Raw genomic sequence first — 24,830 nt, forward strand, 5'->3', positions numbered from 1 at the left:
TCTTCATTCATTTTCTCATCCAAGCTTAAAATATTATCACCTAGTTTTTAGAGCACAAAATTAAAAATACAAACAACGCAACTGGTAAATAAGTTAAAATTTCTGTGATTGAAAATAACGCTGATAGATATTTTGTACTATTTTTAAATTCTTCTACTGATAATTTTAAATCAGAACTTTCCTTTAAATTACTAATCACACTTCCATAAAGTTTTCTATACAATCTTTCTTGCCATAGATAATAAGAATCTAGAAGCCAAAAGCCAATAATCGGAAAAAGATATATTAGAAAATTATTTTGTAGATTATCTTTTTGTAAAAATAAAAATAACCCTACAACAATCGTAATCATCCAGCCCTTGATCACAAAAGAATTTTGTGCCATCCTAGTAATTATTGATTGAACTAAATCAATATGTTTAGATTTTGTTTCTTTCATTTATTGTCTCCTTATTATTAAAAAAATTAACAAAATTAGATTCGGTTAAAATTTCACCACCTAATTTCTGATATTCTTCCTTGTTTTCTTCCAATGTTCTAAGTGTTTTATTAAACATACTACAAACTTCACTTAGAAGTGAATGAAGTGTTCCGAAGTGATTGTCAGTTGTTACCACACGTTCAGCATTATCATCAATATAAACATTAGGATGCACTGTTGTTGTCACTAGAGGTGCCGTAGGTTCTTCTTGACCAGCTTTAATAATCCCATGCTTCGTTTTAACAACCCAACCGGCACCTACTTCAAGTAAAACACCTCTTTTTTCTGCAGAGTTATTAGAATGTACATATAAAACATAGATTGGTTTATTTGAATAACTATTTATAAAAAATTCTCGAAAATAATCCCATATATTTTGTCCGTAAGGAACTACCGAGCGATTCTGCGGGTCACTAGTATAAATGATTTCTTCCTCACTGAAGCCATTGAATAATAATAAACCATATAAAACATTATTTAGCTTTTGGTCCTCCCGAGTATGGCTAAGCAAAATTTTTCTAGATTCATTATCAACCCTTATTTTTTTCATTCCTAATTGCTGGAACATATTATTTGCTATTTTAGGATCCAATGTGTTGTTTGGAACAGCTTTATTAAACGTTTCAAGTACTTCTTGTGCTTTTTCTGCAAATTCATCCTCGGCTTTTCGTTTTTGTTTCTTTTTACTTTCTAGTTTATCTTTATTCTTAGCTTTAATTGCTAAATCTTTTTTTCTGAGCACTTGGTTTAATATATCTGATGCAGCCTCCAAGAATATTTTATAACGAACATCGTCGCTCTTATATCCTTGTCTATTGCTCAATGCCATATCAGGTAAATTTGTTTCTTCAAATTCATCTACATATAATTGCCCCACAACATAAACTTCATTCAATCTATTTTGACCAATTTCGTTTAAAACATTAAATTGACCTAATTTCCCATGAGAATATATTGCTAGAAAGTTATCTGGAAAATCAGATGATTCTTTCTCTTTCAAACCCCTTGTCGTACTATATGTACCTATCCATCCTTTTACTTCCAAAGTTCTATCTTCAATTTTACCTAATCTGTTTTTTATTGAATAGTCTTTTTTGATAGGGTTCTTTACTGAATAATTAAGATTTGCGTATTTAGGGGATTTATTTTTAAATTTATCAAGAATTCCATACTCATCTTTCCCAAATATGATAAGAGAGTCCAAGGAGGTCGCCAAAGAATCCACAAACTTTCTTGAAGTTTCATTTTTTCCATCTATCCCCTTGATATGAATTGCAAAAGGGTTTTCTTCATTATCGCTCAGTTGCGGGAAAAACTTTGAAAGATTGTTTTTTATAGTTTTGGACAGCTTAGGAATTTCAAACTCTGAGTCCAGCATCTCAATCCTTGTCCCAGACTCAGTAATATGATCAAAATACATCTCATCTTCAGAAATCGCCTTTAATCTCCCATTATCTGGAACAGTTCTCGTTAACCAGAATCCCGATTTATCACTGCCCGATTTCGTCATCACTTTTACTCTGCTAGAAACAGCTAATGCTGCTAGTTTACCAATTCCCTTTCTCCCCATTTTAGGTCGTTTATATTTCTCACTTTTTGAGCTATTCTCATCAACTCGAGTTGGTTTAGCCACAGATAAATACTTTTCTCGTGTTTCATCATATGTCATTCCCTTTCCATCATCCTCAATGATAATTACAGAATCCGAAAAATTAATCCAAACATTTTCAGCATCAGCATCATAGCTATTAGCTACTAGTTCTGCTAGCACATAATAAATATTAGTGTACAAACTAGGTCCCAATAATTCTAATATTTCTGGACTAATTTGAATTGGATATTCTTTTTTCATTATACGTCCTCCAAATGATTTAATATACTTTGACCAATTACCTCTCCCAACTTAGGTGGAACAGCATTCCCAATTTGTAGTGCTACCTGTGAAATAGGATATTTTCCCTTAAGTTCAGGTTGTGTAAATAAGTAATCTCTCGGAAATGTTTGTAACATTGCACCTTCACGTAGACTTAAAGCTCTATCTTGATCAGGATGTCCAAATCGCCCATTTCCTATTCCTGGAAATTGTGTTGTAATTGTATTAGCAGGTTTATCCCATTCTAAACGACCATATACCGATCCAAAAGAAGCTCCGCTTTTTTTCTTATAAGCTTCCAGTAATAGCTCCTCGTCCCAATCCCTCCAAGTTCCACCAGGTTTTGACTGCTTTATTCTCTTCATATTCAATTCAGATAGATTTCTGCTTCTATGAAGAGGATCATTTAAATCAGTATCTCCTGCCTTCAATTTTGGTAAATTTCCAATTGTATCTCGAAGTGTAGGGTAATTATCTTTATTAAATTGTGCAGGAATTAATTTGATTTCTCCCAATTTTGAAGCTAAAAGCAATAATCTCTTTCTTTTTTGAGGAACACCGTAATCTGGCGCGAATATCACTTTGTAATCAATTAAGTAATTATTATCATTCAAAATCTGGATAAATTTATCAAATACCTTTTCATTGACCATTTGTGGAACATTTTCCATTGAAACAATATCGGGTTGAACATACTCTATTTGTTTCCCAAAATAGTCTAAAAGATCCATCTTCTGAAGTGTATTCTCATTATTCTTGTACTTATGACTATAAGTCGAAAAGGGTTGGCATGGGGCACAACCCATTAAAATTTTTATATCAGTATCATTCGGATAAAGAGCAGTAATTTCCTTGCTATCAATTTCTTTTACATCTTTTAAAATGAATCTCGCTTTATTATTAAATTCGTATGCAAATTGACTATGAGGATCTATATCATAACCTGCTATTACATTTATACCTGCTTGCTGAACACCACAGGTCAACCCTCCAACACCACAAAACAAATCTACAGCATTAATTTTCATGGCAATATCCTCCATTTTAAATTATAGCATTCTTTTTGAACTTTTTACAGTATATATAATTGGTAAAAACTCGACTTCTTATTTTATCAACGTTTTAAGCACCTGTTATTATGCACAATCACCACCTGGTAAGCCCCAAGTTCCTTTATCTGCACGTTTTTGTAATAATATTTTTCCTAATTGACTTAATATTCCAGAGGTAAAATTTAAAATTATTTTATCTTTTCCTACTTTTTTTCTTATATTCTGTATGTAGTCCATTACTCACTTCTGACAAAGTAAACCATCAATACAACGAAAGCTTACTATATTAAAAAGTAAGCTTTCACAATTATTCTATCATTTAAATACTTTATAATTCTACAATCTTACCTGTTTCAAAGTAAACAACCCATTCACAGATATTTTTTGCGTAGTCTCCGATTCGTTCCAAGAAGGAAATGACCTGGAAGTAATCACGGCCTGTAACGATGGCTTCAGGATTTTTCCTAATTTCTTCTGTAGCCAAATCTCGGATACTATCAAAGTAATGGTTGATTTTTTCATCCATCGCTGCTACTTCGTAGGCTTGATCCACAGAACCGTTGAGATAGAGATCTAGAGCTGCTTCGACGAAGTTTTTCACGTCGCGTCCCATCTTTTTGATTTCTTCTTCAACAGAAGGGATACGTTGCTCCCCTTTCATACGAATGGTCGCCTCAGCGATAGACACTGCATGATCTCCCATGCGTTCCACGTCTGACACTGCCTTGAGAACGGTCAAGACGGTACGAAGGTCTTGCGAAACAGGTTGTTGAAGGGCAATCATTTCAAATGATTTCTTTTCCAACTTCACTTCATATTCATTTACTTCTGCATCGTCTTCGATGACTTCTTTTGCCAAATCACGGTCATGAGTGACAAAGGCACGTACTGTACGATTGATCTGCGAGAGCACTTCTTGTCCCATAGCGTAGAACTGGTTGTGCAATTTCTCCAAATCTTCTTCAAATTGAGATCGTAACATCTTTCAACTCCTTATCCAAATTTTCCTGTAATATAATCTTCTGTTTCCTTGTTTTGAGGGGAAAGGAACATCTTCTTCGTATCGTTAAACTCGATTAAATCCCCATCTAGGAAAAATCCTGTTTTATCAGAGATACGAGAGGCTTGTTGCATGGAACGCGTTACCAAGAGCATGGTGTATTTGTCTTTTAGACCATACAAGGTTTCTTCAATCTTACCTGCAGAAATAGGATCCAAAGCTGAAGTTGGTTCATCTAAAAGGATAATTTTCGGACTGGTTGCTAAGACACGAGCAACACAAACACGTTGTTGTTGTCCACCTGAGAGACCAATGGCCGAATCATGCAAACGATCCTTTACTTCATCCCAGATAGAAGCACGTTGCAAGGCCTTTTCTACTGCTTCATCCAAAACATGTTTATCCTTAACCCCATTGATACGTAGCCCATAGACAACATTTTCGTAGATAGACATAGGGAAGGGATTGGGCTGTTGAAAGACCATACCAATTTCCTTACGCAATTCAACCGTATCGGTGCGGGGACTGTAGATATTGTGACCATTATAGACTACTGATCCAGTTGTTGTCACCTCAGGATTTAGATCGCCCATGCGGTTGATGGCTTTGAGCAGGGTGGACTTTCCTGATCCAGAAGGACCAATCAAGGCTGTTATTTCCTTAGGTTGGAAAGAAAGGGAAACACTATTCAAGGCCTTCTTTTTGTTGTAATAAACGGACAGGTCTTTTACCTGCAGAATCGGTTCTGTCATGCTGTTTCCTTTCTAACCAAAGTGTCCCGTTACATAGTCATTGGTTGACTGTAGCTTGGCATTTTGGAAAATATTGGATGTCTTATCATACTCAATCAAATCGCCCAAGTAGAAAAATCCTGTGTAGTCACTTGCACGCGCAGCCTGCTGCATACTGTGGGTAACGATGATGATGGTAAAGTCCTTCTTCAATTCCAACATGGTCTCTTCCAGCTGGGCTGTCGCAATCGGATCCAAGGCTGACGCTGGTTCATCCATCAAGAGAATATCTGGCTTGACAGAGATGGCACGAGCGATACAGAGACGTTGCTGCTGACCACCAGAAAGCATCAAGGCTGATTTGTGGAGGTCGTCTTTGACCTGATCCCAAAGGGCAGCCTGTCTTAGAGAGGTTTCTACAATTTCATCAAGTACTTTCTTGTCCTTAACACCTGCACGTTCATGAGCAAAAGTGATGTTGTGATAGATAGACTTGGCAAATGGATTTGGACGTTGGAAGACCATTCCGATATGCTTGCGCATCTCATAGACATTGATTTCTGGACGGTTAACGTCAATCCCTCGGTAGAGGATTTGACCTGTTACCTTGGCAATATCAATGGTATCATTCATCCGATTGAGACTACGGAGATAGGTAGATTTCCCAGATCCTGATGGACCAATCAAGGCCGTTATTTTATTTTTTTCAAATTGCATATCGATGCCCTTGATGGATTCATTTTTACCATAGTAAACATGTAAATCCTTGGTTGAGAGGGCCACTTTTTCTTCAGGGAAGGTGATGATATGCTTTTCATCCCAGTTATATTTTGACATGGCTTCTCCTTTAGGCAGCGGTTAATTTCTTGTGTAAATAGCTTCCGAGTTTGCGTGCCCCAAAGTTAAAAATCAAGATAAAGATGAGGAGCACCGCGGCAGAACCAGCTGATACAATGGTAGCATCAGGAATGGTTCCTTCACTGTTGACCTTCCAGATGTGGACTGCCAAGGTTTCTGCTTGACGGAAGATTGAGATAGGGCTGGTAACACTAAGGATATTCCAGTTAGACCAGTCTAGGGCTGGTGCAGACTGCCCTGCCGTATAGATAAGAGCGGCGGCCTCACCAAAGATACGGCCAGATGCCAAGACAACACCCGTTACGATACCTGGAAGGGCTTCTGGAATGACGACATGGACCACAGTCTCCCAACGAGAAATTCCAAGGGCCAGACCAGCCTCACGTTGTGTATGGTGAACGTGTTTTAAACTGTCCTCAACATTTCGAGTCATCTGAGGGAGGTTAAAGACCGTCAAGGCCAAGGCACCTGAAATGATTGAAAATCCATACTCAAACTGGACGACAAAGATCAAGTAACCAAAGAGACCTACAACCACAGATGGTAGAGAAGACAAAATCTCAATACAGGTACGAATAAAATTGGTTACAGGTCCTTTTTTGGCATACTCAGCAAGGAAAACACCAGCTCCCATAGACAGGGGAACAGAAATGATCAAGGTAATGACCAAAAGGAAGAAGGAATTATAGAGCTGAATCCCGATACCCCCACCTGCTTGATAAGAGGAGGATTTCCCAGTCAAGAAGGACCAAGAGATGTGCGGTAACCCTCTCACCAAGATATAGAGAATCAAAGATGCCAAAATGGCCACGATGATACCCGCGATGGTATAGAGGACAGCTGTTGCAAGTTTATCTAATTTCTTAGCGTGCATAGTTTTTCTTTCCTCTTTCTTTCGTAATCAATTTAATCACACTGTTAAAGGCCAAACTCATCAAGAGCAATACCAAGGCCATTGACCAGAGTACGTTATTATCAACCGTTCCCATGACGGTATTCCCAATTCCCATAGTCAAAACAGAAGTCAAAGTCGCAGCTGGTGTTGTTAGCGAGGTTGGGATAACTGCTGAGTTTCCGACAACCATCTGAATAGCAAGGGCTTCACCGAAGGCACGCGCCATCCCAAAGACCACTGCAGTGAAAATACCTGAACGTGCTGCTTTCAAGGTCACACGCCAGATGGTTTGCCAACGAGTGGCTCCCATAGCTAAACTAGCTTCACGGTAATGACGAGGAACAGCACGCAAGCTGTCTGTTGTCATAAAGGTTACAGTTGGTAGGATCATGACAAAGAGAACGAAAATACCTGACAAAATCCCAAAACCAGTCCCACCAAAGACACTACGAACAAATGGAACTACAACTTGCAAACCGATAAATCCATAGACGACTGAAGGAATACCGACGAGGAGTTCAATGGCTGGTTGCAAAATCTTTGCACCCTTTGGTGATACCTCTGTCATAAAAACTGCTGCTCCAATAGCAAAGGGAGTTGCGATGAGGGCAGATAAAATCGTTACAATAAAGGAGCCCAAAATCATTGGAAGGGCACCAAATTGTTTCCCTGAAGGATTCCAAGTTTGTCCAAAGAGGAAATCAAAGATATTCACCCCATTGACAAAGAAAGTCGACAAGCCTTTCTGCGCTACAAAAATCAAAATCATCGCCACAATGATGACAATCAAAGAAAGGCAAGTGAAGGTCAAACCTTTACCAAACTTCTCAAGGCGAGAGTTCTTTGAAGGAGAGAGTAATTTTTTAGATAATTCTTCTTGATTCATTATTGACCTCCTTCTACTGCTGTAACGGTACCTGAAGCATCCTTTTGGACTTTCATTTCATTGATGGAGATATAGCCCATGCCCTTAACAATCCCATTTTGGGCTTCATCCGAGAGAACGAAATTCAGGAATTCAGCAGCTAACTCATTTGGCTGACCAAGTGTGTACATATGTTCATAAGACCACAAAGGCCAGTTGTTGGTCGTTACATTTTCAGACGTAGGCTCATACCCATTGAGCTTCATGGTCTTGACTGAGTCATCCACATAAGCAAAGGCAAGATAAGAAATGGCTCCTGGAGTTTGCGAAACAATTGACTTGACCATTCCATTGGAATCCTGCTCTTGGCTCTGCATTGCCGCTTGGCCATTCATTATGACATTGTCAAAGGTTGCTCGTGAACCAGAACTTGCTGCTCGGTTGATGATTGAAATTGCCAGGTCTTTGCCCCCAACTTCTTTCCAGTTGGTCACTTCACCTGTAAAGATTTTGCGAAGTTGCTCGGTTGTGAGATTTTCAACATCCACTTCCTTGTTTACAATCACTGCAAGACCAGCCACTGCAACCTTGTGGTCCACTAAAGCCGAAGCATCGATTCCATCTTTTTCCTCTGCAAAGACGTCAGAGTTCCCGATGTCTACTGCTCCAGACTGCACCTGAGAAAGTCCTGTTCCCGAACCTCCACCTTGAACGTTGACTGTTTTTCCGATATTTTTTGAACCAAATTCGTCTGCTGCGGCTTCAACCAAAGGCTGAAGAGCAGTTGAACCGACGGCTGTCATGGTTTCTCCACGATCAATCCAGCTTGCACATCCTGCTAGAGAACCTGCCAGCAAAAGAGTCGCAAGAGATAGGACGAGCTTTTTTCTTTTTTTCACTATTTTTCTCCTTGAACATAATGATGAATGCTCTGATTTCTTTCTGTTCCTATCATATCAATTAGTGATGATAAGATTTGGTTTACGATTTATAGACTGGAAGCCCCATTGAGGACCAGTCAATTCATCACATAACATAAGTAAAAATGAAAGACTATCAGAAAAAACTCATACTTCCAATATAACATAGAATAGATTCTTTGACTAGCTTTTTCACTTGAATCTGAGCCCTTTTGGATAATAATTTTTCAAAACATTTCCCGTTACTTTTGCAAAGCCCAGACCGTTTCCTTGAACCACAACTTGATACCAGCCATTTGGTAGACTTTCAGCTAGCTGAACTGTCTCCCCAGCCACATATTTTACAAAATTCTCATCCTTGATTTCGACTGTTTGCAAAACTTGACTTGGTTTTAAGGCTAATCCCAGAGCAAAGCTTGGTTCGAAGCGTTTCTTCTTAAAAGTTCCCAGATGAAGTCCATTTCGGGCAATTTTGAGTTTCCCTAGATCAGGTAACATCTCTGGCAAGAGATAAAGTTGGTCTCCAAAAGTTTGTAGTACGCCAGTTAGCGATATTTTTAGATGTTTTTGGGCAAATTCTTGCCACAAGTTCTGCTGTTCGCGACTGAGATTGATCTTGCTGGCTTTGAATTTAGGTGCTGGATTTTCTCCCTTAAACTGCAGGTGGGCTACAAACTGGCCTTCTCCCTTGAAATGATGAGGATACATTCGAGCCGTTTCAGGAAGATCAATTCCTGCTACTATACCGTTCACATGCTCGACTGGAAGCAATTCAAAATCATAAGTATCAAGCAACCAGTGGACGATTTCTTCATTTTCCTCAGGTGACCAAGTACAGGTCGAGTAGACCAGACGGCCACCTTCTGCAAGCATGGTGACTGCATCTTCTAGAATTTCCCTTTGGAGACTGGCACATTGGCTAGGATAAGCGGTACTCCAATAATCCATGGCATCTGGCTGCTTACGAAACATCCCTTCACCCGAGCAAGGGGCATCAAGGACAATCACATCAAAATAGCCTTTAAAGACTTTGGCCAAACGGTCCGCAGACTCATTGGTCACGACAACGTTTGTAGCTCCAAACCGCTCCATATTTTCCACTAAAATCTTAGCCCGCTTGTTTGAAATTTCGTTGGAAACAAGGACTCCCTGATTAGCCAGATAGGCTGCCAATTGAGTGGATTTCCCACCTGGCGCTGCCGCCAAGTCCAAGACCTTCATACCAGGAAGGGGCTGAGCTACCTGGGCCACCATTTGGGCTGCAGGCTCTTGCGAATAAACGAAACCTGTCACATGCTCTGGAGACTTTCCAGAGACCTTACCATAATGTCCCCAAGGTGTATTTGGAATAGCATCCGCAAACGACAGCTGACTTTCTTTTAAGGGATTAACCCGAAAAGCCGAAACCGCTTCCTGTTTAAAAGAGGCAAGAAAATCTCTTGCCTCATCTTCTAGTATCGCTTCATATTTTTCAACAAATCCTTCTGGAAATTGCATTTAGTTTTCTTTCCTTTCATAAATATAGGACTGAATCTCTTCTTGCATTTCGATTGGCACCATCATGACAGGCTGACGCGTTTTAAAATCGGCAGCTTCACCTGATACCGTAAGAAGACGATAACCCAGACTGTCTCCTAGGATACTTGCAGCAGCGTAATCCCAAGGTTGCAAATAGGTGATATAAGTCAGCAGACGACCTGATAAAACCTTGGCAAAACTAATGGCCGCACTACCATAGACACGGACTCCCAACGCTGCTCGGCCCAAATCAGCCAAGCCCCACTCATTGGTTTCAAACATAGCTGAGTTACCAGCAACTAAAAATTCTTGAAGAGGTTTCTTTTTAAAAGTCGGTAAGGGATCATTATTACGACATGGAGGAAAGGCACCGCCACCATGGTAACAATCGCCTTTCATGACATCATAGATGATACCAAATTTGCCCACACCATTCTCAAAATAAGCCAACATAACAGCAAAATCTTCCTGCTGAGCGACAAAGTTATTGGTACCGTCAATGGGATCAATCACCCAAACGGAACCTTGACCGACCGCAGCACGCAAACAGCCCTCTTCTGCACAAATCAAGTCTTCTGGATAAGATGCTAAAATTCTCTGAACTAAGAGATCCTGAACTTCCTTATCCAAACGCGTCACCAAGTCTGTAGGGGAAGACTTTCGCTCGACCTGCAAATCTTCTTGCATGTGGGCCAAAATATAGTCAGCAGCTTCCTGCACAATCTGTTTGGCAAATTCAAATTTAGTTTCCAAGAGAAATCTTCCCTTCTCTTTTTTCTTTTGCTAATTGAACTGCATGATAGAAGGAATAACCGCTAGCCGTCTCAAATTCGCGGCCTAGGCGTTTTTCTTCACTTTTGCTCGGAACGACAGACTTAAATTCCTTGTAAGACTCTAGCAGTTTTTTTGCTTCTACCTTGTCTTCATAGGCAGCTTCAACATCATTAAAAAAAGAAAGCACTGAAGCAAGTTCTTCAGTGCTCCACGACAAATCTAGTGGGTAACTATACTGTTTGTTCATCTATCCAATACCAGCTCTCAATGTTGCTTCTTTTAGTTCTTGTTTACGGTAACTACGAGGGAGAAAAGCACGAATCTCATCTTCATTAAAACCGATCTGCATGCGTTTGGTATCAATAATAATTGGGCGACGCAAAAGACTAGGATATTGCTCAATCAACTGAAGCAACTCCGATACCGAAATACTCTCTACATCAATATCCAATTTTTGGAAAATTTTTGAACGAGTTGAAATGATGTCATCAGTACCATTTTCGGTCAAGGAAAGAATGTGTTGCAATTCTTTTCTTGTTAAAGGACTGGTCATAATATTATGCTCCTCAAAAGGAACTTTATGCGTCTCTAACCAGGCCTTTGCCTTACGACATGATGTACAGCTCGGTGATAAAAATAGTGTAATCATGCTTTTCTCTTCTTTATCTATACTTTGCTATTCTTATTATACAAAAAAATAAAGCGCTTGACTAGCAATTTCTAGAAAAAAGCCTATTTTTTTCTAGAAAAATAGACTGTATGCGAACGAATTACTCAATTCCAATGAAGTTAATTCACTCCTCGTAAGAATTTTTAACTTCATCTCTGTTTTATCAATGCAACACATTAAAGTATTCTACGACTTTTCAAATAAAGAAAACCAAAGAAACTTTCATAGAGTCCAAAGAAGAGAAGGAAAGCATGGAGGAAGAAGGTCTCTGGTAAAATCAAAATAACGGGATCCTTTGCGGGATCAAAAAGCCAGGTATCATCTCCCACAAAGAGAATCTGATGGAAAAGCGTAAAAAATTGCTCGAACCCAATCAACACTCCTACAAGCCCAATGGCGAGAGGCAATAGCACTAGGGTCAGGATACTTTTACGATATAGTGCTAAAAAGCCTTTTTTGACAATCTTTTTAACAAAGAAATAGAAACTTGGAAGTGTCACCAAAGTAACCAGCTGAACCAAGTGGAAGAGATTCTTCACCACCGCAAAGTGGTGTAAACCAGCCGCTGACGAACGGAAATCTGGCATCTCTAAGACCTGACTAAAGGGATTGGTCAGGTAATTCATCAAGATATGAAAGTTATACAGAATGGTTTCGGGCTTTAGATAGACTCGATCCGCTAAGTTCAGCCACTGAATCTCCATGGGATAGAAAATCCATGCCAGATAAATGGTTAAGAGAATAGAAATGGAAAGGAGAAAGAGCATACTTCCCCAAAAAGTCAGTTTAGTTCTCATCAAAATTCCACTCCGCAAGGCTAGACACCACATGAGTTGGTGCGATTGGCAGATCAGCCACTTCTTCTGCTTTGGTGAAACCTGTTGTCACTAAAAGCGTCGGAATACCATTATCAATCCCTGCCCGAATATCTGTCAGGTAGTTGTCCCCAACCATGAGCAAGTCCTCTCGATCTATTCCCAGATGTTCCACAGCCTTTTCCATGATAATCGCATTCGGTTTCCCGATATATACTGGTTTTACTCGTGTTGCTACTTCAAGAAGTGTAATTAGTGAACCTGCACCTGGCAAGAGACCACGCTCTGTTGGGATATTGAGGTCTGGATTGGTTCCGATAAAGTGGGCACCCTTTTGAATGGCTAGAGTCGCCGTAGCAAACTTTTCATAGTCGACTTGCCAGTCCAGTCCAACGACCACATAGGCTGGATTTTCCTTGTCTTCGACATAACCAGCTGCCTGAATGGCATTCTTGAGCCCATCTTCGCCGATGACATAGGCTGTCTTCTCCAGTCCCAAGTCATTCATATAGTCGATGGTTGCCAAGGTTGCTGTATAGACAGTTGATAGAGACGTTTCGATATTAAAATTCTGAGCCAACATCTCTTGAACACTCTCAGGAGTTCGAGTTGTATTATTAGTCACAAAGAGATAGGGAATTTCTCGCTTTTGCAACTCATGGACAAAAGCCTCTCCTGCTGGGATTCTGTCTTTCCCCTTGTAAATGGTTCCGTCTAAATCAATTAAATAACCTTTATATGTCATCTCTCTTTAGTCCTTTTTTATTTCTTGCCAAGTAATCATGGCTTGGGCATTGATCTCGCCATCACTGATGATCTCATGCTTGCTTTCTAGTCCCTTGAGTTCATAAGCTGAGGCAATCATGCCACCTGGCCGCACTTCTTTGACATACTTGAGATTGATTTTCTTTGGAATGTACTTGGTTAGAAAATCTGCTCCCATGACCTCAAAAATCCAATCTAGGTATTTGCTGTTATTAACATGACCATTCATATCCAAGTCGTAAAAACGAACATGGTAGTCTTTACTGATCGGATCTTCTAGATTTGCATACTTTGGCCCACGGATGAGTTTTTTATCAAACTCAGACTGATAAGGAGCAACAATCTCCGGTTCGACAGCATGGACTTTACGACTGTCCCTGTCCATCAGAACAAAGGTTGCTAACATGCGAATGATTTCTTGACCTGCTTCATCATAGATAGTGAAACGGCGGTAGCAAAAAAGACGATTGTAAGTCAATGCTTCTGTTTCAATCGTAATCTCCTCAGCAAAGCGAGGCAAACGTACCACGTCAATCGCATAGTCTGTAATAATCCAGACCAGATTGTAACGTTCTAACATATCCTTGTCGCTAACTCCCAGTTCAATCGACTGCATACCTGATACTTGCAGGGACAGCAAAATCACATCTGGAAGTTTGATATGACCGTTCATGTCCGCCATATCAAAAGGAATTTTCATTTTCATTTGATAAGTTAAGCCCATTGTTCTACTCCAAAATAAATCGTTCTGCTACAGTGTCTCCTAAAAAGAGACCTCTCTTTGTCATACGGACACGGTCACCGTCGATCTGCATGAGTCCTTGTTGAACCAAGTCTCTGACGATTTCTCCATAAAGTCCATCAAAGGACCGTCCAAATTTTTCCTCAAATCGCGCTATGGAAACCCCAGACTTCTTGCGGAGGCCTAGGAACATTTCTTCTTCCATCTGCTCCTTTTGGTTAAGGTGTTCTTCTGTAATCCGAGCATTTCCTGCCTCTACTGCATTTAGATAGTGGCGGATAGGACCATGATTTTTATAACGCACCCCATTCACATAACCTGAAGCACCCGCACCGATACCATAATACTCGGCATTGTCCCAGTACATGAGATTGTGGCGACTTTCAAATCCGGGTTTAGAGAAATTGGAAATCTCATAATGCTCAAAACCAGCTCGCTCCAGTTCTGCGATGATGTACTCAAACATCTCCGCTTCCAGTTCCTCCTTGGGCAGGGGCAATTTCCCACGTCGCATGCGGTTCATAAAGACCGTATGATTCTCCAAAATCAAGCTATAAAGACTCATATGAGGAATATCAAGCGAGATAGCCTTAGCTACATTTTCCTTGACCTGATCCATAGTTTGACCAGGTAGAGCGTAGATTAGGTCGATGGAGATATTGTCAAAACCAACCAATTTGAGGCGATCGATATTTTCATAAATGTCCTTCTCCAAGTGACTACGCCCAATCTTTTTCAGCATTTTGTCATCAAAAGTCTGCACACCTAAGGAAACACGATTGACTGGCGACTGTTTCAAAACCGCAATCTTATCTGCGTCCAAGTCTCCTGGGTTAGCCTCAATGGTTAATTCTTCCAAGGCTGACAAGTCCAAGTTTTTAGTCAAGCCATTCAAGAGCACTTCTAGTTGCGGAGCGGACAAAGCAGTTGGTGTCCCACCTCCAATATAGAGGGTTCGCAACTTTTGGATATCATAAGAACGAAACTCTTCTAGTAGATGCTCCAAATAACTATCTACTGGCTGATTCTTGATAAATACTTTTGAAAAGTCACAATAATAACAAATCTGTGTGCAAAAGGGGATATGCACATAGGCGGACGTTGGTTTTTTCTGCATAGTATTTATTATACCACAAAGACTGGTTGCAGATAAAAATCACCATCTCCAAAAATCAGAGATGGTGATACATTATACTTCAGTAATATCGATGATGATTTCTTCTTGGTCTTCAGCGACGTCTGGAGTTGCTGACTGTTCTTGCCACTGCTCCTTGAGATTGTTAAAGGTTTCCTTTGACACTTCTGTCGCTTGTCGAGCACATGTTTTGGCTTGGTCAAGGACACTATCAAAAGTGATTTCACCAGATTCTACTTGTTCCTTTGTTTTCAGCACAAAGCCCCTTGCCTGTTCCTTCACTTCAGTTAGTTTCTCACAAACCTGCTCTCTAGCATATTCTGGATCTTCTCTCAAATCATCTAGAAAATCCTGAGCTTGACTACAAACTTGCTTGCCCTTGTCACTAGTCAAAAACAAAGCAAGAGCTGCACCAGAAACCGTTCCTAAAAGGATTGAGGATAGTTTACCCATAAGATTTCTCCTTTTCTATTTTTTGAAAATTTTACTTGCGAAACGAAGAGCTGACAATCCTGCACCTGTCTTAATGGTCTTTGAACCAGCTGATGAGGCTTTTTTACCCAAGACACGCGCATGTTGGTTGAGGTCAGATACTGATTCTGACAAGTCCGCTACAGCTGTAAAGAGTGGATCAATCGTCGCAACTTTGATATTGATATCGTCTGCCAACACATTGACCTTAACCAACAATTCATTGGTATGATGCAGGGTAACATTCACATCTGAGCTCAATGTTTTGATAGTTTTCTCTGTCTCATCAATCATACGACCTGCTTTTTGAATCGTGATCGTCAAATAGACTAAACAGACAATCAAAGCAATCGCAACAAGAATATATGCAACTTCTAACATTTATTTTTCCTCCTCTGTATGATAGAAAGGGGCTTTCTTTCGATTTTGATAAAGTATGATAAAAATACCGAGTCCGATAAGAACGACTGATAACCATTGGGAAACTCGCAGACCAAAGAACATGAGACTGTCTGTCCGCATGCCTTCGATGATCATACGACCAAAGCCATACCAAATCAAGTAGAACGCCGTGATCTGACCACGTCTGATTCCCTTTAATTTTCGTCTAAAAATCAAGATTAAAGCAAAACCAATCAGATTCCAAACCGACTCATATAGGAAGGTCGGTTGGCGATAGCTCCCCTCAATGTACATCTGGTCACGGATAAAGCTCGGCAAATAATCCAGACTATCTACCGCTGCACCGTAGGCTTCTTGGTTAAAGAAGTTCCCCCAGCGTCCTAAACTCTGGGCAACCATGACGCTCGGCGCTGCAATATCTAAGAAATCCCAAGTATTAATCAGCTTTCTATCCGCAAAGATATAAAGAACAATAGCCCCTGCTATCAAACCACCATAAATGGCCAAGCCACCATTCCAAATGGCGATGATTTCACCTGGATTTTGCAGATAATAATCTAAGCGAAAGAGTACGTAGTATAGCCTAGCACCTAAAATAGCTACCGGAAAAGCAATCAGGATAAAATCTAAAATATCATCTGATAGAATTTTCTTTTTAGGAGCTTCCTTCATGGCAAGGTAGACTGCCAAAACCAATCCAGCCACAATACACAAAGCGTACCAACGAATGGAAAAAGGACCGATTTCAAATGCAACTGGGTTAATCATCTTTCACCTCATTTTTGGAGATGAGATTAGTCAAGCGTTCTTCAAATAAACGCGTCGCATCAAATCCCATTTCTTTAGCGCGATAGTTCATGGCTGCCGCCTCAATAACAACAGAGATATTGCGTCCTGTTTTTACTGGGATGCGGATACGCGGAATCGTCACACCAGAAACTTCTAGTTCTTCGGCATTGTTTCCTAGACGATCAAAGGTCTTATGGGTATCATAATTTTCCAAGTAAACAGCCAACTGAACTTGTGAAGAATCTTTTACAGCGCTTGCTCCGTAGAGACTCATCACATCAATAATCCCCACTCCACGAATCTCAAGCAAATGCTTCAAAATTTCAGCGGGCTCTCCCCAAAGGGTCATTTCATCCTTGGCAAAGATATCTACACGGTCATCTGCTACCAAACGGTGCCCACGTTTCACAAGCTCAAGACCCGTCTCGCTCTTACCGATACCACTATCCCCTTGGATCAAGACACCCATGCCATAGATGTCCATCAAGACACCATGCACACTCGTACGTTCAGCCAAACGGGAATCAAGGTAGCTAGATAACTCTCCAGATAAACGACTGGTTGATGTTCGACTGGTTAAAATCGCAATCTTACATTCCCTAGCAGCTTTCAACATTTCTTCTGGCACTACCAAGCCACGAGCAACGATGACAGCAGGTGTTTCAGGTAGAAACATTTTCTTCAGAACTTGATAACGGTTATGGGCAGGCATAGCGACCAAATAGGACCACTCCTTCATCCCTAACAGTTGAATCCGTTCTGGAGTATAGTAATCAAAATAGCCTGTCATTTCAAGACCTGGTCTCATAATGTCCGCAGTATTGATTTCTTTTTCAAGTAATTCGCCTTCACCATAGACAATATCTAGTCTGAGCTTTTCAATGACATCTCTTACTAAAACCGACATAATTTCCTCCTTCAATCGAGTTCTCCCTACTATTATATCAAATTGTAGGTGGAAGTTTCCTTTTTTTGCAGGATTTACAGTATTTATTTAAAAATAAAAAGACTAGATTTCTCTAGCCTTTCATTTCAAATTAGAATTTTTTACGTTTACGAGCTGCTTCTGATTTACGTTTACGTTTTACAGAAGGTTTTTCATAGAATTCACGTTTGCGTGTTTCTTGAAGAGTACCAGCTTTAGTAACCGCACGTTTGAAACGACGAAGTGCATCGTCAAGAGATTCATTCTTACGTACTACTGTTTTAGACATTTTTTTCACTCCCTTCAAGTTCAAGATCTATTCCATTTTACACACAAAGTGAATAAATGTCAAGGGAAAACTAAGTTTTTTATTTTTCATAATGACTAATAATATAGTCCACCATCTCCTCCATCTCTACTTCAGATAAAGGTAATTCCCAGTTTGTTGTTTCCATTTTAAGAAAAGCATCACTGACTTTCAGTTCATTATCTGGTTTTCCATCTTTATTATCTGATTCCTCATTTTTTCCAAATATGATACCTATCCTATCATATAAAACATGAAGATTCTTTTCATTATTTGGATCAATATCAAAAGACTGTAAAGAAATTAAGATGTCATTTCCTTTATATGACAAATCAATCCACATATGATTTGATAAATCATATGGTCTTGATAAAGTCCCACCTGATGAGTAATCTTTTTTTCCATATCCTCGACCTGCCCTTACAAATGTATTAGTACCATCTTTCTCCTTTAAAAAAATTAAGTTTCCATCACTATCTCTCTTGCTTAAAAGAAAGTCTTTTATTCTATTTTTCTCTTCTAGCCTAGCGCTCTTATATGCTTCTTTTATTTTTAGAAAATCTTCTTTATTCATGTTATCCTCCTAAAGTTAAGTTGAAGTTTTATATGTCTAAAACCACTCACTCCAAAGAGCAAGTGGTTCTTGTCATTTTATTTTTCAAGCAAGCTAAGCGCTGCTGCATCCGCAATAATAGTCACATCAGGGTGGTTTTGGAGGCTACTTGCTGGGAGCTTCTCAGTCACTGGGCCTGATACTGTTCCAGCAATGGCTTCTGCTTTCGACTCACCGTAAGCAAAGAGAATAATTGACTTGGCATCCAAGATGTTTTTAATTCCCATTGAAATGGCTTGGGTTGGGACGTCTTCAATCTTGTCAAAGAAGCGAGCATTGGCTTCGATAGTAGACTGGTCAAGTTCTACTAGATGCGTTTGGCTGTCAAATGGAGTGCCTGGTTCGTTAAATCCGATATGTCCATTGCGACCGATTCCCAAGATTTGCAAATCAACTGGATGGTCAGCCAAAATTTGGTTGTAGCGTTCTACTTCAGCTTCAGCATTGTCCTTAATCCCACGAGGCAAGAAACTTTCTTTAAATGGTTTTTGGTTGAATAAGTGTTCTTGCATAAAGTGGCGGTAAGACTGTGGGTTGTCCCCATCAAGCCCTACATACTCATCAAGGTTCACACTGGTTAGATTTGAAAAATCAAGGTTACTCTCAACGATTTCCTTATAAAACTCAAGTGGACTGCTCCCTGTCGCAAGTCCTAATGTTTGAGCGCCATTGGCCAACTTTTCCTTCAAAATCTCAAAAGCTACTTTTCCACCTTCGACTTGATTTTCAACTTTAATAACTTTCATTTCATATCCTCCATATTTCTATATTCATTATATGGTATAGACCAATTTTTGTCAAGTGAAAACGATTTAATTTCCAAAAAAAGAGCGTCCAAACTTGAAACATGTTATAATGGATAGGATTAGAACTTAGAAAGAATGAACAGATATATGAATACAGCTGATTTTGATTTCCACTTACCTGAGGAATTGATTGCCCAAACACCACTTGAAAAACGAGATGCCTCTAAACTCCTCATCGTAAACCGAGAAACGGGAGAGTTTCAGGATAAACACTTCCACTCTATTATTGATATGTTGGAACCAGGTGATGCCCTTGTCATGAACGACACCCGTGTTCTCCCTGCTCGCCTTTATGGTCAAAAGGAAGAAACAGGAGGCCATGTGGAACTTCTCCTTCTCAAAAATACTGCCGGTGATGAGTGGGAGGTTCTCGCCAAACCTGCCAAACGCCTCAAGGTCGGGACTCGTGTCAACTTTGGTGATGGTCGCCTCAGCGCTGTCATCACGGAAGAATTGACCCACGGGGGCCGCATTGTCCGCTTTGAATACCAAGGAATTTTTCTAGAAGTCTTGGAAAGTCTCGGTGAAATGCCACTACCGCCCTACATCCACGAAAAACTAGATGACCGTGAACGCTATCAAACGGTCTACGCTAAAGAAAGTGGCTCTGCTGCTGCACCAACTGCTGGCCTCCACTTCACCAAAGAACTGCTAGCAGAAATCCAAGCCAAGGGTGTTCATTTGGTTTATTTGACCCTCCACGTTGGTTTAGGAACATTTAGGCCTGTCTCTGTTGACAATCTGGACGAACATGAAATGCACTCAGAATTCTACCAGCTTTCTGATGAAGCAGCAGCCACTCTTCGCTCTGTCAAGGAAAATGGTGGACGCGTTATCGCTGTTGGAACCACTTCTATCCGCACACTGGAAACCATCGGTTCCAAGTTTGATGGGCAAATCCAAGCAGATTCTGGCTGGACCAATATCTTTATCAAACCTGGATACGAATGGAAGGTTGTCGATGCCTTCTCAACCAACTTCCATCTGCCAAAATCAACTCTCGTCATGCTAGTTTCTGCCTTTGCAGGTCGTGACTTAGTCTTAGATGCTTACCAGCACGCTATTCAAGAACACTACCGCTTCTTTAGTTTCGGTGATGCCATGTTTATCTATTAAAAATAGCTCCGCCATTTCTTTAGGATAGTTTATTCCTAAGAGATGGCAGGGCTATTTCTGTTTAAAGTGTAATTTCTGGGGACTCAGAAGTTAGATGGACCAGTTTGCCATGAACTCCAAAGTAGTCTTTCACCAAATCCTGTAATTCTTGCATGGCAGACTGAGCACGCGCCGCCTGTTCACCATTGATCGCTTCAATGACCAAGACAGCATCCTTCGTCTCTTCCGTCAACATGGTTCTCTGGGCTTCACGCCAGTTTAAACAACGACAGACTGCTCCCTCATCATCATAATAGATGATTTCTTCAGGTAAAGCAGGCGCATCGTTTTCAGCTCCTAGTGGAAAGAAAGGTTCTCCTCCCTTAGCCTGACCAAGATGAAGATTGCCTACAATCTTGTTCACATCTTCGCCACCACAGGGAACCGCATAAGATAGAGAGACACTATTATAGATGTCTACCAAGGGATTGATGGGATTAAACTCTCTTCCCTGACTGACCCTTTTAAGCAGAGCTTCTATAGAGGAGCGTGCTCCTTTTTTCGTTTTGAACTTGCTGAAAGCCTGACGCCATTCTTGAATGACATCATTCTGAGTAAAATTCTCATTCGAAATGAAATCCTCAGCTCGTTTAGCTCCCTTATCTAGCAAGGTTTTGAAATAGGGATCCTTGCTTTCATCAACTGTATTATCTAATCCCTTTACTACTAAAACGCTAATCTGTGCTTCTGGAAACAAGCTCCAAAATTCATTTTCAACGATAACTTTCATCTTTCACCTCTTATTATAAATAATTTCTTTTCTGGCCTTTTTTGACCATATCCCAATCACTTGTAATATTTTTTCTAACCCGAATTAGTAGGCTCTCCAGTTCCCTGGTCTCTTCCCTGGAAAATCCCTTTAAGGCTGAATTCTCTGAATAGTGATGTTCAGCAAGGATAAAAGGATAAAGTGCCTCTCCTTTTTCAGTGACAAACCACTCCTTATTTTTCCGATTTGTACTGGTCATTCCTTGTTTTATTAACCCCTTTTCTTCTAGTTTTTTTACTGAACGAGCAACTGTCGAACGGTCAACCTTTAGCAAATCTGATAAAGTTTCTTGAATAATTCCTGGGTTCTCCTTGATTCGCACCAAATAAAGATATTGCCCACGAGCTAGTTCAATATCACGAAACTCAATATTAGCAATAGAATCTAGGGCACGGGCTATAACTCCGATTTCGCGTAATAACGACATGTTTCCTCCTTTCGCATCTATGATGATAGAATAGCACATTTTTGTTGCAAATGCAATAAAAAGACACTTTGTTTTCAAAGCGTCTTTTTTTATTCTTCATTTTTTAAAAAGAATGTGTTATCACGAAACTTTGGATCTTTCAAACTCTGTACACTGGCATTGATAACTGCTCCGATAATCAGAATCTTGGCGATGAGAATAAACCAGAACATCATCACCACAACGATAATGGAGCTGAAAAATCGGACGTCGACTAGATGGTTGACATAGTTATTGAAATAAACAGAAAAGATATTCAAAAGAAAGACAAGCGTCAGCAAAACAAAGATACTACCAGGAAAAACGTAGCGAATACGAGGGACTCTGACATTTGGAAGGAAATAGTAGAGCATGACCAAGATGGCAAAGAGCAAGGCATAAATCAAAGGGCCTGTAAAGTCCTGTAGATAATCAAAGAAAGGACTGTCTGATTGCCAGTAAGTTTTGACTAGGTTGAGCAACATACGCCCAAACATACTCAAAAATAAGGCTAAGGCAAAAAGAATTTGCAAACCAAAGCTGACGAGCAAACTCATCAATTGATGGGAGATAATTCCTCGGCTCTTGGCCACTCCATAGGCCTTATTAAAAGCTTTTTGGAGGAAATCCATCGATTTCGAGAAGGTCCAAAGTGCAGACAATACGGCAAAACTCAGCAAACCAGTTGATGGTTGAGTCAGAACTTCTCGAACAATCTTTGCGACCACATCATACACCGTATCAGGCAAGAATTCCTTGATCGTCAGTAAGAAATTTGAAATCGGAATTTGAAAATAGGGCAAAATATTGACCATTATCATCAGCAAGGGGAAGATTGAAATCAACCAATAGTAGGCAACCGCAACACTGGTTAGTTCACTATCGGAAGCTTGATAAAAATGTAAAAAAGCTTTCAACAAGGGCCGTTCCATCAGCTCTTTCCACCACTTTTTCATGTTGCTATCCTCCTAATACAACTTGATTTTCTAAACTAATTTCTTCTGACTAATTCCATCATATCATAGGGTAGGGTATTTGCGGCTTCTTTTAGAGAATAATTCTCAAGATTGTTGACATTTTGTCGTAATTTCTTGGCATACTTGGTTGTAATCAATTTCTTCTCTTCGAATTCAAAGATTAACTTACGTTCTAGATAGTAACCTCTTAGCATTTCATCGATATTATTTGGCTTGATGCGAGTGATAACACGTTCGACAAAGGCACCACTACCGATAATGGCCGTCTCGCGTAGACGAGACTCTTGCATAAAGCTGATCAAACTACTCTTGTAGATTCCTTTTAGGTTTTCCAAACTTTCGATAATCAACTCCGTATTCTCTAGATAGAGTTCGGATATTTGATCATAGTCAATAGCTCGAAGGCGACGTTGCTCCTTGTCATTCCAACTACGGAAGTTCTGGCCAAAGGTCAGCAATTCATGCAGGACAAAGCGCAAGATACGGAGCGATACAAGGAAGTAATATGTTAGGCGGGAAGCCACCTTTCGATTGATGCTTTGCTCCATATTTTTCAGATAGCGTTGGTAAACTTGATAACCACGCTCACCGATTTTCCCTTCCTCGTAAGCCTGCTCCAAACCATCGCTTTCGATACTCAAGATGAGGAGTTTTAAAGCCTCCCAGTCCTCTTGGGCACTCTTGTTTTCTTGACTAAGGATTAGGTTTTCAATTCGACCGTGATAATTATCAATAGCTGCATAAAGGGGAAGTTTATTCTTATGCCCTTCCAGTTCTTTTTCTAACTCTCCTGTGACCTCATTTAAAATCGCAATGTGCATGAGGTAATCCTTGGTTTCTTCTTGTTCCTCGGAAAGGTGGGGAAGAACTAAGAGACCTGTTAGAAAGCTTAATAGCGTGACACCCGCTACTAGAAAAAGTAAGAGGGGATACTCCTGCTCGAGATTACTAGGTATGAGAAGAATAGTTGCAATAGAGACTGTTCCTTTTACACCAGAGAAGGTCAAAAGGAGCATATCCTTCATGTATTTACGGAGACTTTTCTTGAGCCGTCGAGTTCTCCAAACATAGAAGCCATAAATCATAACAAAGCGAATGGCAAAAAGTAAGAATGTCAGCAAAACTACCGATACTAATAGTAGTAAGGGGTTATAAAGGGGGTTAGTCAGGATAGGTTCTGCTATCATTTCCAATTCCATTCCCAAGATGACAAAGACAGAACCATTGAGCATAAAAGTCACGGTATGCCAAACCGTATCTGTAACAGTATCTACCTGAGCTTCGAGGAGCGTGATTTTTTTGAAACGACTGGCCTTCAAAATCCCTGCAACCACTACAGCGATAATTCCTGAAACATGAAACTCTTCTGCGATAAAAAAGGTCATGAGTGGTAAACTTAACTCTAGCAAGAGTTCACTCGCTATATCCGTCGCTCGCACACTCAGTAAAAAGCTATGCAAGAAACGATTGACCATAGCCGTCACAAAACCGACTACAAAACCACCAAGGATAGAAAGTGCTAGGGAAGTCCCAGCTTGGCTGAGAGAAAAAGTTCCTGTTGTCCAAGCAGCAAGAGCCATCTGAAAGGCAACCAAACCAGAAGCGTCATTTAAAAGGCCTTCTCCTTTTAGGATATTGGAAACCCGTTTGGGAAAACGAAAACGTTCAGAAAGAGAAGCAAAGGCTACCAGATCCGTCGGACCAAGCGCTGCCCCAACAGCCAAACAGGCAGCCAAGGGAAGACTGAGCCAAAGGAAATGAGCCGAGGCTCCCAAACTCAAGGTAGAGATGAAAATTACTGGAAAGATTAAGTAGACAATGATGCGCCAGTGTTTTAAAACAGATGTAATATCGGCTTCTTCTGCCTCTCGGAAAAGTAAGGGGCCAATAACCATGGCCAGAAACAGCTCTGTATTGAGATGAAAATCAGTATTGGGCAAAAAAAGACCAATGCCAAGTCCCAAAAGGATTTGTACTAGGGGGAGGGGCAAAAAAGGCAAAAGTTTATTGGTCGTAGTTGAAACGATTAAGACTAATAAAAATAGAATCAGGTAAATTAGTAGTGTCATCTAGACCC

At 40.2% G+C, this 24,830-nt stretch carries 29 protein-coding genes and 1 pseudogene; 1 reads left to right on the forward strand and 29 read right to left on the reverse strand.

Annotation, left to right across the window (positions count from 1 at the left end; translation table 11 throughout):
- Positions 1–40: 40 nt before the first annotated feature.
- The 25 genes and pseudogenes from HF881_RS02410 to HF881_RS02530 form a co-directional block, all read right to left on the reverse strand.
- Complete coding sequence (locus tag HF881_RS02410) at positions 41–439, reverse strand: hypothetical protein (protein WP_169446279.1); 399 nt, start codon at positions 437–439, stop codon at positions 41–43.
- The gene (locus tag HF881_RS02415) at positions 420–2,333 is read right to left on the reverse strand and encodes an ATP-binding protein (RefSeq protein WP_169446280.1); all 1,914 of its coding nucleotides are present in this window, start codon (positions 2,331–2,333) and stop codon (positions 420–422) included. The genes HF881_RS02410 and HF881_RS02415 overlap by 20 nt, the downstream gene beginning before the upstream one ends.
- Entirely contained in the window at positions 2,333–3,382 is a 1,050-nt protein-coding gene (locus HF881_RS02420) for a DNA cytosine methyltransferase (RefSeq protein WP_169446281.1), read from the reverse strand. Before HF881_RS02420 ends, HF881_RS02415 begins: the two co-directional genes overlap by 1 nt.
- Before the next feature lie 120 nt (positions 3,383–3,502).
- Positions 3,503–3,643: pseudogene (locus HF881_RS02425) on the reverse strand (DNA mismatch repair protein MutT); the annotation flags it as partial.
- A 91-nt stretch (positions 3,644–3,734) separates the two neighbouring features.
- Positions 3,735–4,388, reverse strand: a complete 654-nt coding sequence (gene phoU / locus HF881_RS02430) for a phosphate signaling complex protein PhoU (RefSeq protein WP_000946469.1) — start codon at positions 4,386–4,388, stop codon at positions 3,735–3,737.
- An 11-nt stretch (positions 4,389–4,399) separates the two neighbouring features.
- Positions 4,400–5,158: a phosphate ABC transporter ATP-binding protein PstB gene (gene pstB / locus HF881_RS02435; RefSeq protein ID WP_169446283.1), complete on the reverse strand. Its 759-nt coding sequence runs from the start codon at positions 5,156–5,158 to the stop codon at positions 4,400–4,402.
- A gap of 12 nt (positions 5,159–5,170) precedes the next feature.
- Complete coding sequence (gene pstB, locus HF881_RS02440; protein WP_000049849.1) at positions 5,171–5,974, reverse strand: phosphate ABC transporter ATP-binding protein PstB; 804 nt, start codon at positions 5,972–5,974, stop codon at positions 5,171–5,173.
- A gap of 10 nt (positions 5,975–5,984) precedes the next feature.
- Complete coding sequence (gene pstA / locus HF881_RS02445) at positions 5,985–6,869, reverse strand: phosphate ABC transporter permease PstA (RefSeq protein WP_000543050.1); 885 nt, start codon at positions 6,867–6,869, stop codon at positions 5,985–5,987.
- Positions 6,859–7,776, reverse strand: a complete 918-nt coding sequence (gene pstC / locus HF881_RS02450) for a phosphate ABC transporter permease subunit PstC (protein WP_169446284.1) — start codon at positions 7,774–7,776, stop codon at positions 6,859–6,861. The genes pstA and pstC overlap by 11 nt, the downstream gene beginning before the upstream one ends.
- Complete coding sequence (locus tag HF881_RS02455; RefSeq protein ID WP_169446285.1) at positions 7,776–8,654, reverse strand: phosphate ABC transporter substrate-binding protein PstS; 879 nt, start codon at positions 8,652–8,654, stop codon at positions 7,776–7,778. The genes pstC and HF881_RS02455 overlap by 1 nt, the downstream gene beginning before the upstream one ends.
- A 213-nt stretch (positions 8,655–8,867) precedes the next feature.
- Complete coding sequence (locus tag HF881_RS02460; RefSeq protein ID WP_169446286.1) at positions 8,868–10,172, reverse strand: RsmF rRNA methyltransferase first C-terminal domain-containing protein; 1,305 nt, start codon at positions 10,170–10,172, stop codon at positions 8,868–8,870.
- Positions 10,173–10,946 carry an inositol monophosphatase family protein gene (locus tag HF881_RS02465; RefSeq protein ID WP_169446287.1) on the reverse strand — a complete coding sequence of 258 codons (774 nt, stop codon included), beginning with the start codon at positions 10,944–10,946 and terminating at the stop codon, positions 10,173–10,175.
- A complete protein-coding gene (locus HF881_RS02470) occupies positions 10,936–11,214 on the reverse strand; it encodes a UPF0223 family protein (protein ID WP_001041968.1) in 279 nt (92 codons plus the stop codon). Before HF881_RS02470 ends, HF881_RS02465 begins: the two co-directional genes overlap by 11 nt.
- Positions 11,215–11,616: a Spx/MgsR family RNA polymerase-binding regulatory protein gene (locus tag HF881_RS02475; protein ID WP_004246303.1), complete on the reverse strand. Its 402-nt coding sequence runs from the start codon at positions 11,614–11,616 to the stop codon at positions 11,215–11,217.
- 197 nt (positions 11,617–11,813) lie between these two features.
- Positions 11,814–12,434: a TIGR01906 family membrane protein gene (locus HF881_RS02480; RefSeq protein WP_169446288.1), complete on the reverse strand. Its 621-nt coding sequence runs from the start codon at positions 12,432–12,434 to the stop codon at positions 11,814–11,816.
- Positions 12,424–13,197: a TIGR01457 family HAD-type hydrolase gene (locus tag HF881_RS02485; RefSeq protein ID WP_169446289.1), complete on the reverse strand. Its 774-nt coding sequence runs from the start codon at positions 13,195–13,197 to the stop codon at positions 12,424–12,426. Before HF881_RS02485 ends, HF881_RS02480 begins: the two co-directional genes overlap by 11 nt.
- A gap of 6 nt (positions 13,198–13,203) precedes the next feature.
- Positions 13,204–13,941, reverse strand: coding sequence for an acyl-[acyl-carrier-protein] thioesterase (locus HF881_RS02490; protein WP_169446290.1), 738 nt, complete (start codon positions 13,939–13,941; stop codon positions 13,204–13,206).
- A gap of 4 nt (positions 13,942–13,945) precedes the next feature.
- Positions 13,946–15,076 (reverse strand): radical SAM family heme chaperone HemW, encoded by a 1,131-nt coding sequence (gene hemW, locus HF881_RS02495; RefSeq protein WP_169446291.1) that lies wholly within the window; start codon positions 15,074–15,076, stop codon positions 13,946–13,948.
- 72 nt (positions 15,077–15,148) lie between these two features.
- Positions 15,149–15,547: a YtxH domain-containing protein gene (locus HF881_RS02500; RefSeq protein WP_169446292.1), complete on the reverse strand. Its 399-nt coding sequence runs from the start codon at positions 15,545–15,547 to the stop codon at positions 15,149–15,151.
- Positions 15,548–15,562: 15 nt separating this feature from the next.
- Positions 15,563–15,946 carry a DUF948 domain-containing protein gene (locus tag HF881_RS02505; RefSeq protein WP_000895026.1) on the reverse strand — a complete coding sequence of 128 codons (384 nt, stop codon included), beginning with the start codon at positions 15,944–15,946 and terminating at the stop codon, positions 15,563–15,565.
- Positions 15,947–16,735 (reverse strand): prolipoprotein diacylglyceryl transferase, encoded by a 789-nt coding sequence (gene lgt / locus HF881_RS02510; protein ID WP_169446293.1) that lies wholly within the window; start codon positions 16,733–16,735, stop codon positions 15,947–15,949. It lies immediately after the preceding gene.
- Complete coding sequence (gene hprK / locus HF881_RS02515) at positions 16,728–17,663, reverse strand: HPr(Ser) kinase/phosphatase (RefSeq protein ID WP_000115188.1); 936 nt, start codon at positions 17,661–17,663, stop codon at positions 16,728–16,730. The genes lgt and hprK overlap by 8 nt, the downstream gene beginning before the upstream one ends.
- Before the next feature lie 130 nt (positions 17,664–17,793).
- The gene (gene rpsU / locus HF881_RS02520) at positions 17,794–17,970 is read right to left on the reverse strand and encodes a 30S ribosomal protein S21 (RefSeq protein WP_000048054.1); all 177 of its coding nucleotides are present in this window, start codon (positions 17,968–17,970) and stop codon (positions 17,794–17,796) included.
- A gap of 79 nt (positions 17,971–18,049) precedes the next feature.
- Positions 18,050–18,562, reverse strand: a complete 513-nt coding sequence (locus tag HF881_RS02525) for a hypothetical protein (protein WP_169446294.1) — start codon at positions 18,560–18,562, stop codon at positions 18,050–18,052.
- A gap of 77 nt (positions 18,563–18,639) precedes the next feature.
- Complete coding sequence (locus HF881_RS02530) at positions 18,640–19,347, reverse strand: glucosamine-6-phosphate deaminase (protein ID WP_169446295.1); 708 nt, start codon at positions 19,345–19,347, stop codon at positions 18,640–18,642.
- Positions 19,348–19,494: 147 nt separating this feature from the next.
- On the opposite strand from HF881_RS02530, the gene queA reads away from it, so the two are divergent.
- Positions 19,495–20,523 carry a tRNA preQ1(34) S-adenosylmethionine ribosyltransferase-isomerase QueA gene (gene queA / locus HF881_RS02535; protein ID WP_169446296.1) on the forward strand — a complete coding sequence of 343 codons (1,029 nt, stop codon included), beginning with the start codon at positions 19,495–19,497 and terminating at the stop codon, positions 20,521–20,523.
- Positions 20,524–20,584: 61 nt separating this feature from the next.
- On the opposite strand, the gene HF881_RS02540 is transcribed toward queA, so the two are convergent.
- From HF881_RS02540 to HF881_RS02555, 4 genes are all read right to left on the reverse strand, one after another.
- The gene (locus HF881_RS02540; RefSeq protein ID WP_169446297.1) at positions 20,585–21,292 is read right to left on the reverse strand and encodes a B3/4 domain-containing protein; all 708 of its coding nucleotides are present in this window, start codon (positions 21,290–21,292) and stop codon (positions 20,585–20,587) included.
- Positions 21,293–21,305: 13 nt separating this feature from the next.
- On the reverse strand, positions 21,306–21,758 hold the full coding sequence (locus HF881_RS02545) for a MarR family transcriptional regulator (RefSeq protein ID WP_169446298.1): 453 nt from the start codon (positions 21,756–21,758) through the stop codon (positions 21,306–21,308).
- Positions 21,759–21,847: 89 nt separating this feature from the next.
- On the reverse strand, positions 21,848–22,732 hold the full coding sequence (locus HF881_RS02550; RefSeq protein ID WP_169446299.1) for a YihY/virulence factor BrkB family protein: 885 nt from the start codon (positions 22,730–22,732) through the stop codon (positions 21,848–21,850).
- Between the two features lie 35 nt (positions 22,733–22,767).
- Positions 22,768–24,822, reverse strand: a complete 2,055-nt coding sequence (locus HF881_RS02555; RefSeq protein WP_169446300.1) for a sodium:proton antiporter — start codon at positions 24,820–24,822, stop codon at positions 22,768–22,770.
- Positions 24,823–24,830 lie beyond the last annotated feature (8 nt).

It is taken from the genome of Streptococcus sp. WB01_FAA12 (assembly GCF_012843315.1).
Taxonomy (GTDB): Bacteria; Bacillota; Bacilli; order Lactobacillales; family Streptococcaceae; genus Streptococcus.

Bases quoted from the DNA above. Each gene is read 5' to 3' on its own strand.
- HF881_RS02545 (WP_169446298.1), bottom strand. From the start codon at position 21,758: ATGTCGTTATTACGCGAAATCGGAGTTATAGCCCGTGCCCTAGATTCT.
- phoU (WP_000946469.1), bottom strand. From the start codon at position 4,388: ATGTTACGATCTCAATTTGAAGAAGATTTGGAGAAATTGCACAACCAG.
- HF881_RS02555 (WP_169446300.1), bottom strand. From the start codon at position 24,822: ATGACACTACTAATTTACCTGATTCTATTTTTATTAGTCTTAATCGTT.
- lgt (WP_169446293.1), bottom strand. From the start codon at position 16,735: ATGATTAACCCAGTTGCATTTGAAATCGGTCCTTTTTCCATTCGTTGG.
- pstA (WP_000543050.1), bottom strand. From the start codon at position 6,869: ATGCACGCTAAGAAATTAGATAAACTTGCAACAGCTGTCCTCTATACC.
- HF881_RS02500 (WP_169446292.1), bottom strand. From the start codon at position 15,547: ATGGGTAAACTATCCTCAATCCTTTTAGGAACGGTTTCTGGTGCAGCT.
- rpsU (WP_000048054.1), bottom strand. From the start codon at position 17,970: ATGTCTAAAACAGTAGTACGTAAGAATGAATCTCTTGACGATGCACTT.
- HF881_RS02540 (WP_169446297.1), bottom strand. From the start codon at position 21,292: ATGAAAGTTATCGTTGAAAATGAATTTTGGAGCTTGTTTCCAGAAGCA.
- queA (WP_169446296.1), top strand. From the start codon at position 19,495: ATGAATACAGCTGATTTTGATTTCCACTTACCTGAGGAATTGATTGCC.
- HF881_RS02490 (WP_169446290.1), bottom strand. From the start codon at position 13,941: ATGGGCTTAACTTATCAAATGAAAATGAAAATTCCTTTTGATATGGCG.
- HF881_RS02410 (WP_169446279.1), bottom strand. From the start codon at position 439: ATGAAAGAAACAAAATCTAAACATATTGATTTAGTTCAATCAATAATT.
- pstB (WP_000049849.1), bottom strand. From the start codon at position 5,974: ATGTCAAAATATAACTGGGATGAAAAGCATATCATCACCTTCCCTGAA.
- HF881_RS02475 (WP_004246303.1), bottom strand. From the start codon at position 11,616: ATGATTACACTATTTTTATCACCGAGCTGTACATCATGTCGTAAGGCA.
- HF881_RS02485 (WP_169446289.1), bottom strand. From the start codon at position 13,197: ATGACATATAAAGGTTATTTAATTGATTTAGACGGAACCATTTACAAG.
- pstB (WP_169446283.1), bottom strand. From the start codon at position 5,158: ATGACAGAACCGATTCTGCAGGTAAAAGACCTGTCCGTTTATTACAAC.
- hemW (WP_169446291.1), bottom strand. From the start codon at position 15,076: ATGCAGAAAAAACCAACGTCCGCCTATGTGCATATCCCCTTTTGCACA.
- HF881_RS02480 (WP_169446288.1), bottom strand. From the start codon at position 12,434: ATGAGAACTAAACTGACTTTTTGGGGAAGTATGCTCTTTCTCCTTTCC.
- HF881_RS02420 (WP_169446281.1), bottom strand. From the start codon at position 3,382: ATGAAAATTAATGCTGTAGATTTGTTTTGTGGTGTTGGAGGGTTGACC.
- HF881_RS02550 (WP_169446299.1), bottom strand. From the start codon at position 22,732: ATGAAAAAGTGGTGGAAAGAGCTGATGGAACGGCCCTTGTTGAAAGCT.
- HF881_RS02525 (WP_169446294.1), bottom strand. From the start codon at position 18,562: ATGAATAAAGAAGATTTTCTAAAAATAAAAGAAGCATATAAGAGCGCT.
- HF881_RS02505 (WP_000895026.1), bottom strand. From the start codon at position 15,946: ATGTTAGAAGTTGCATATATTCTTGTTGCGATTGCTTTGATTGTCTGT.
- hprK (WP_000115188.1), bottom strand. From the start codon at position 17,663: ATGTCGGTTTTAGTAAGAGATGTCATTGAAAAGCTCAGACTAGATATT.
- HF881_RS02470 (WP_001041968.1), bottom strand. From the start codon at position 11,214: ATGAACAAACAGTATAGTTACCCACTAGATTTGTCGTGGAGCACTGAA.
- pstC (WP_169446284.1), bottom strand. From the start codon at position 7,776: ATGAATCAAGAAGAATTATCTAAAAAATTACTCTCTCCTTCAAAGAAC.
- HF881_RS02530 (WP_169446295.1), bottom strand. From the start codon at position 19,347: ATGAAAGTTATTAAAGTTGAAAATCAAGTCGAAGGTGGAAAAGTAGCT.
- HF881_RS02460 (WP_169446286.1), bottom strand. From the start codon at position 10,172: ATGCAATTTCCAGAAGGATTTGTTGAAAAATATGAAGCGATACTAGAA.
- HF881_RS02415 (WP_169446280.1), bottom strand. From the start codon at position 2,333: ATGAAAAAAGAATATCCAATTCAAATTAGTCCAGAAATATTAGAATTA.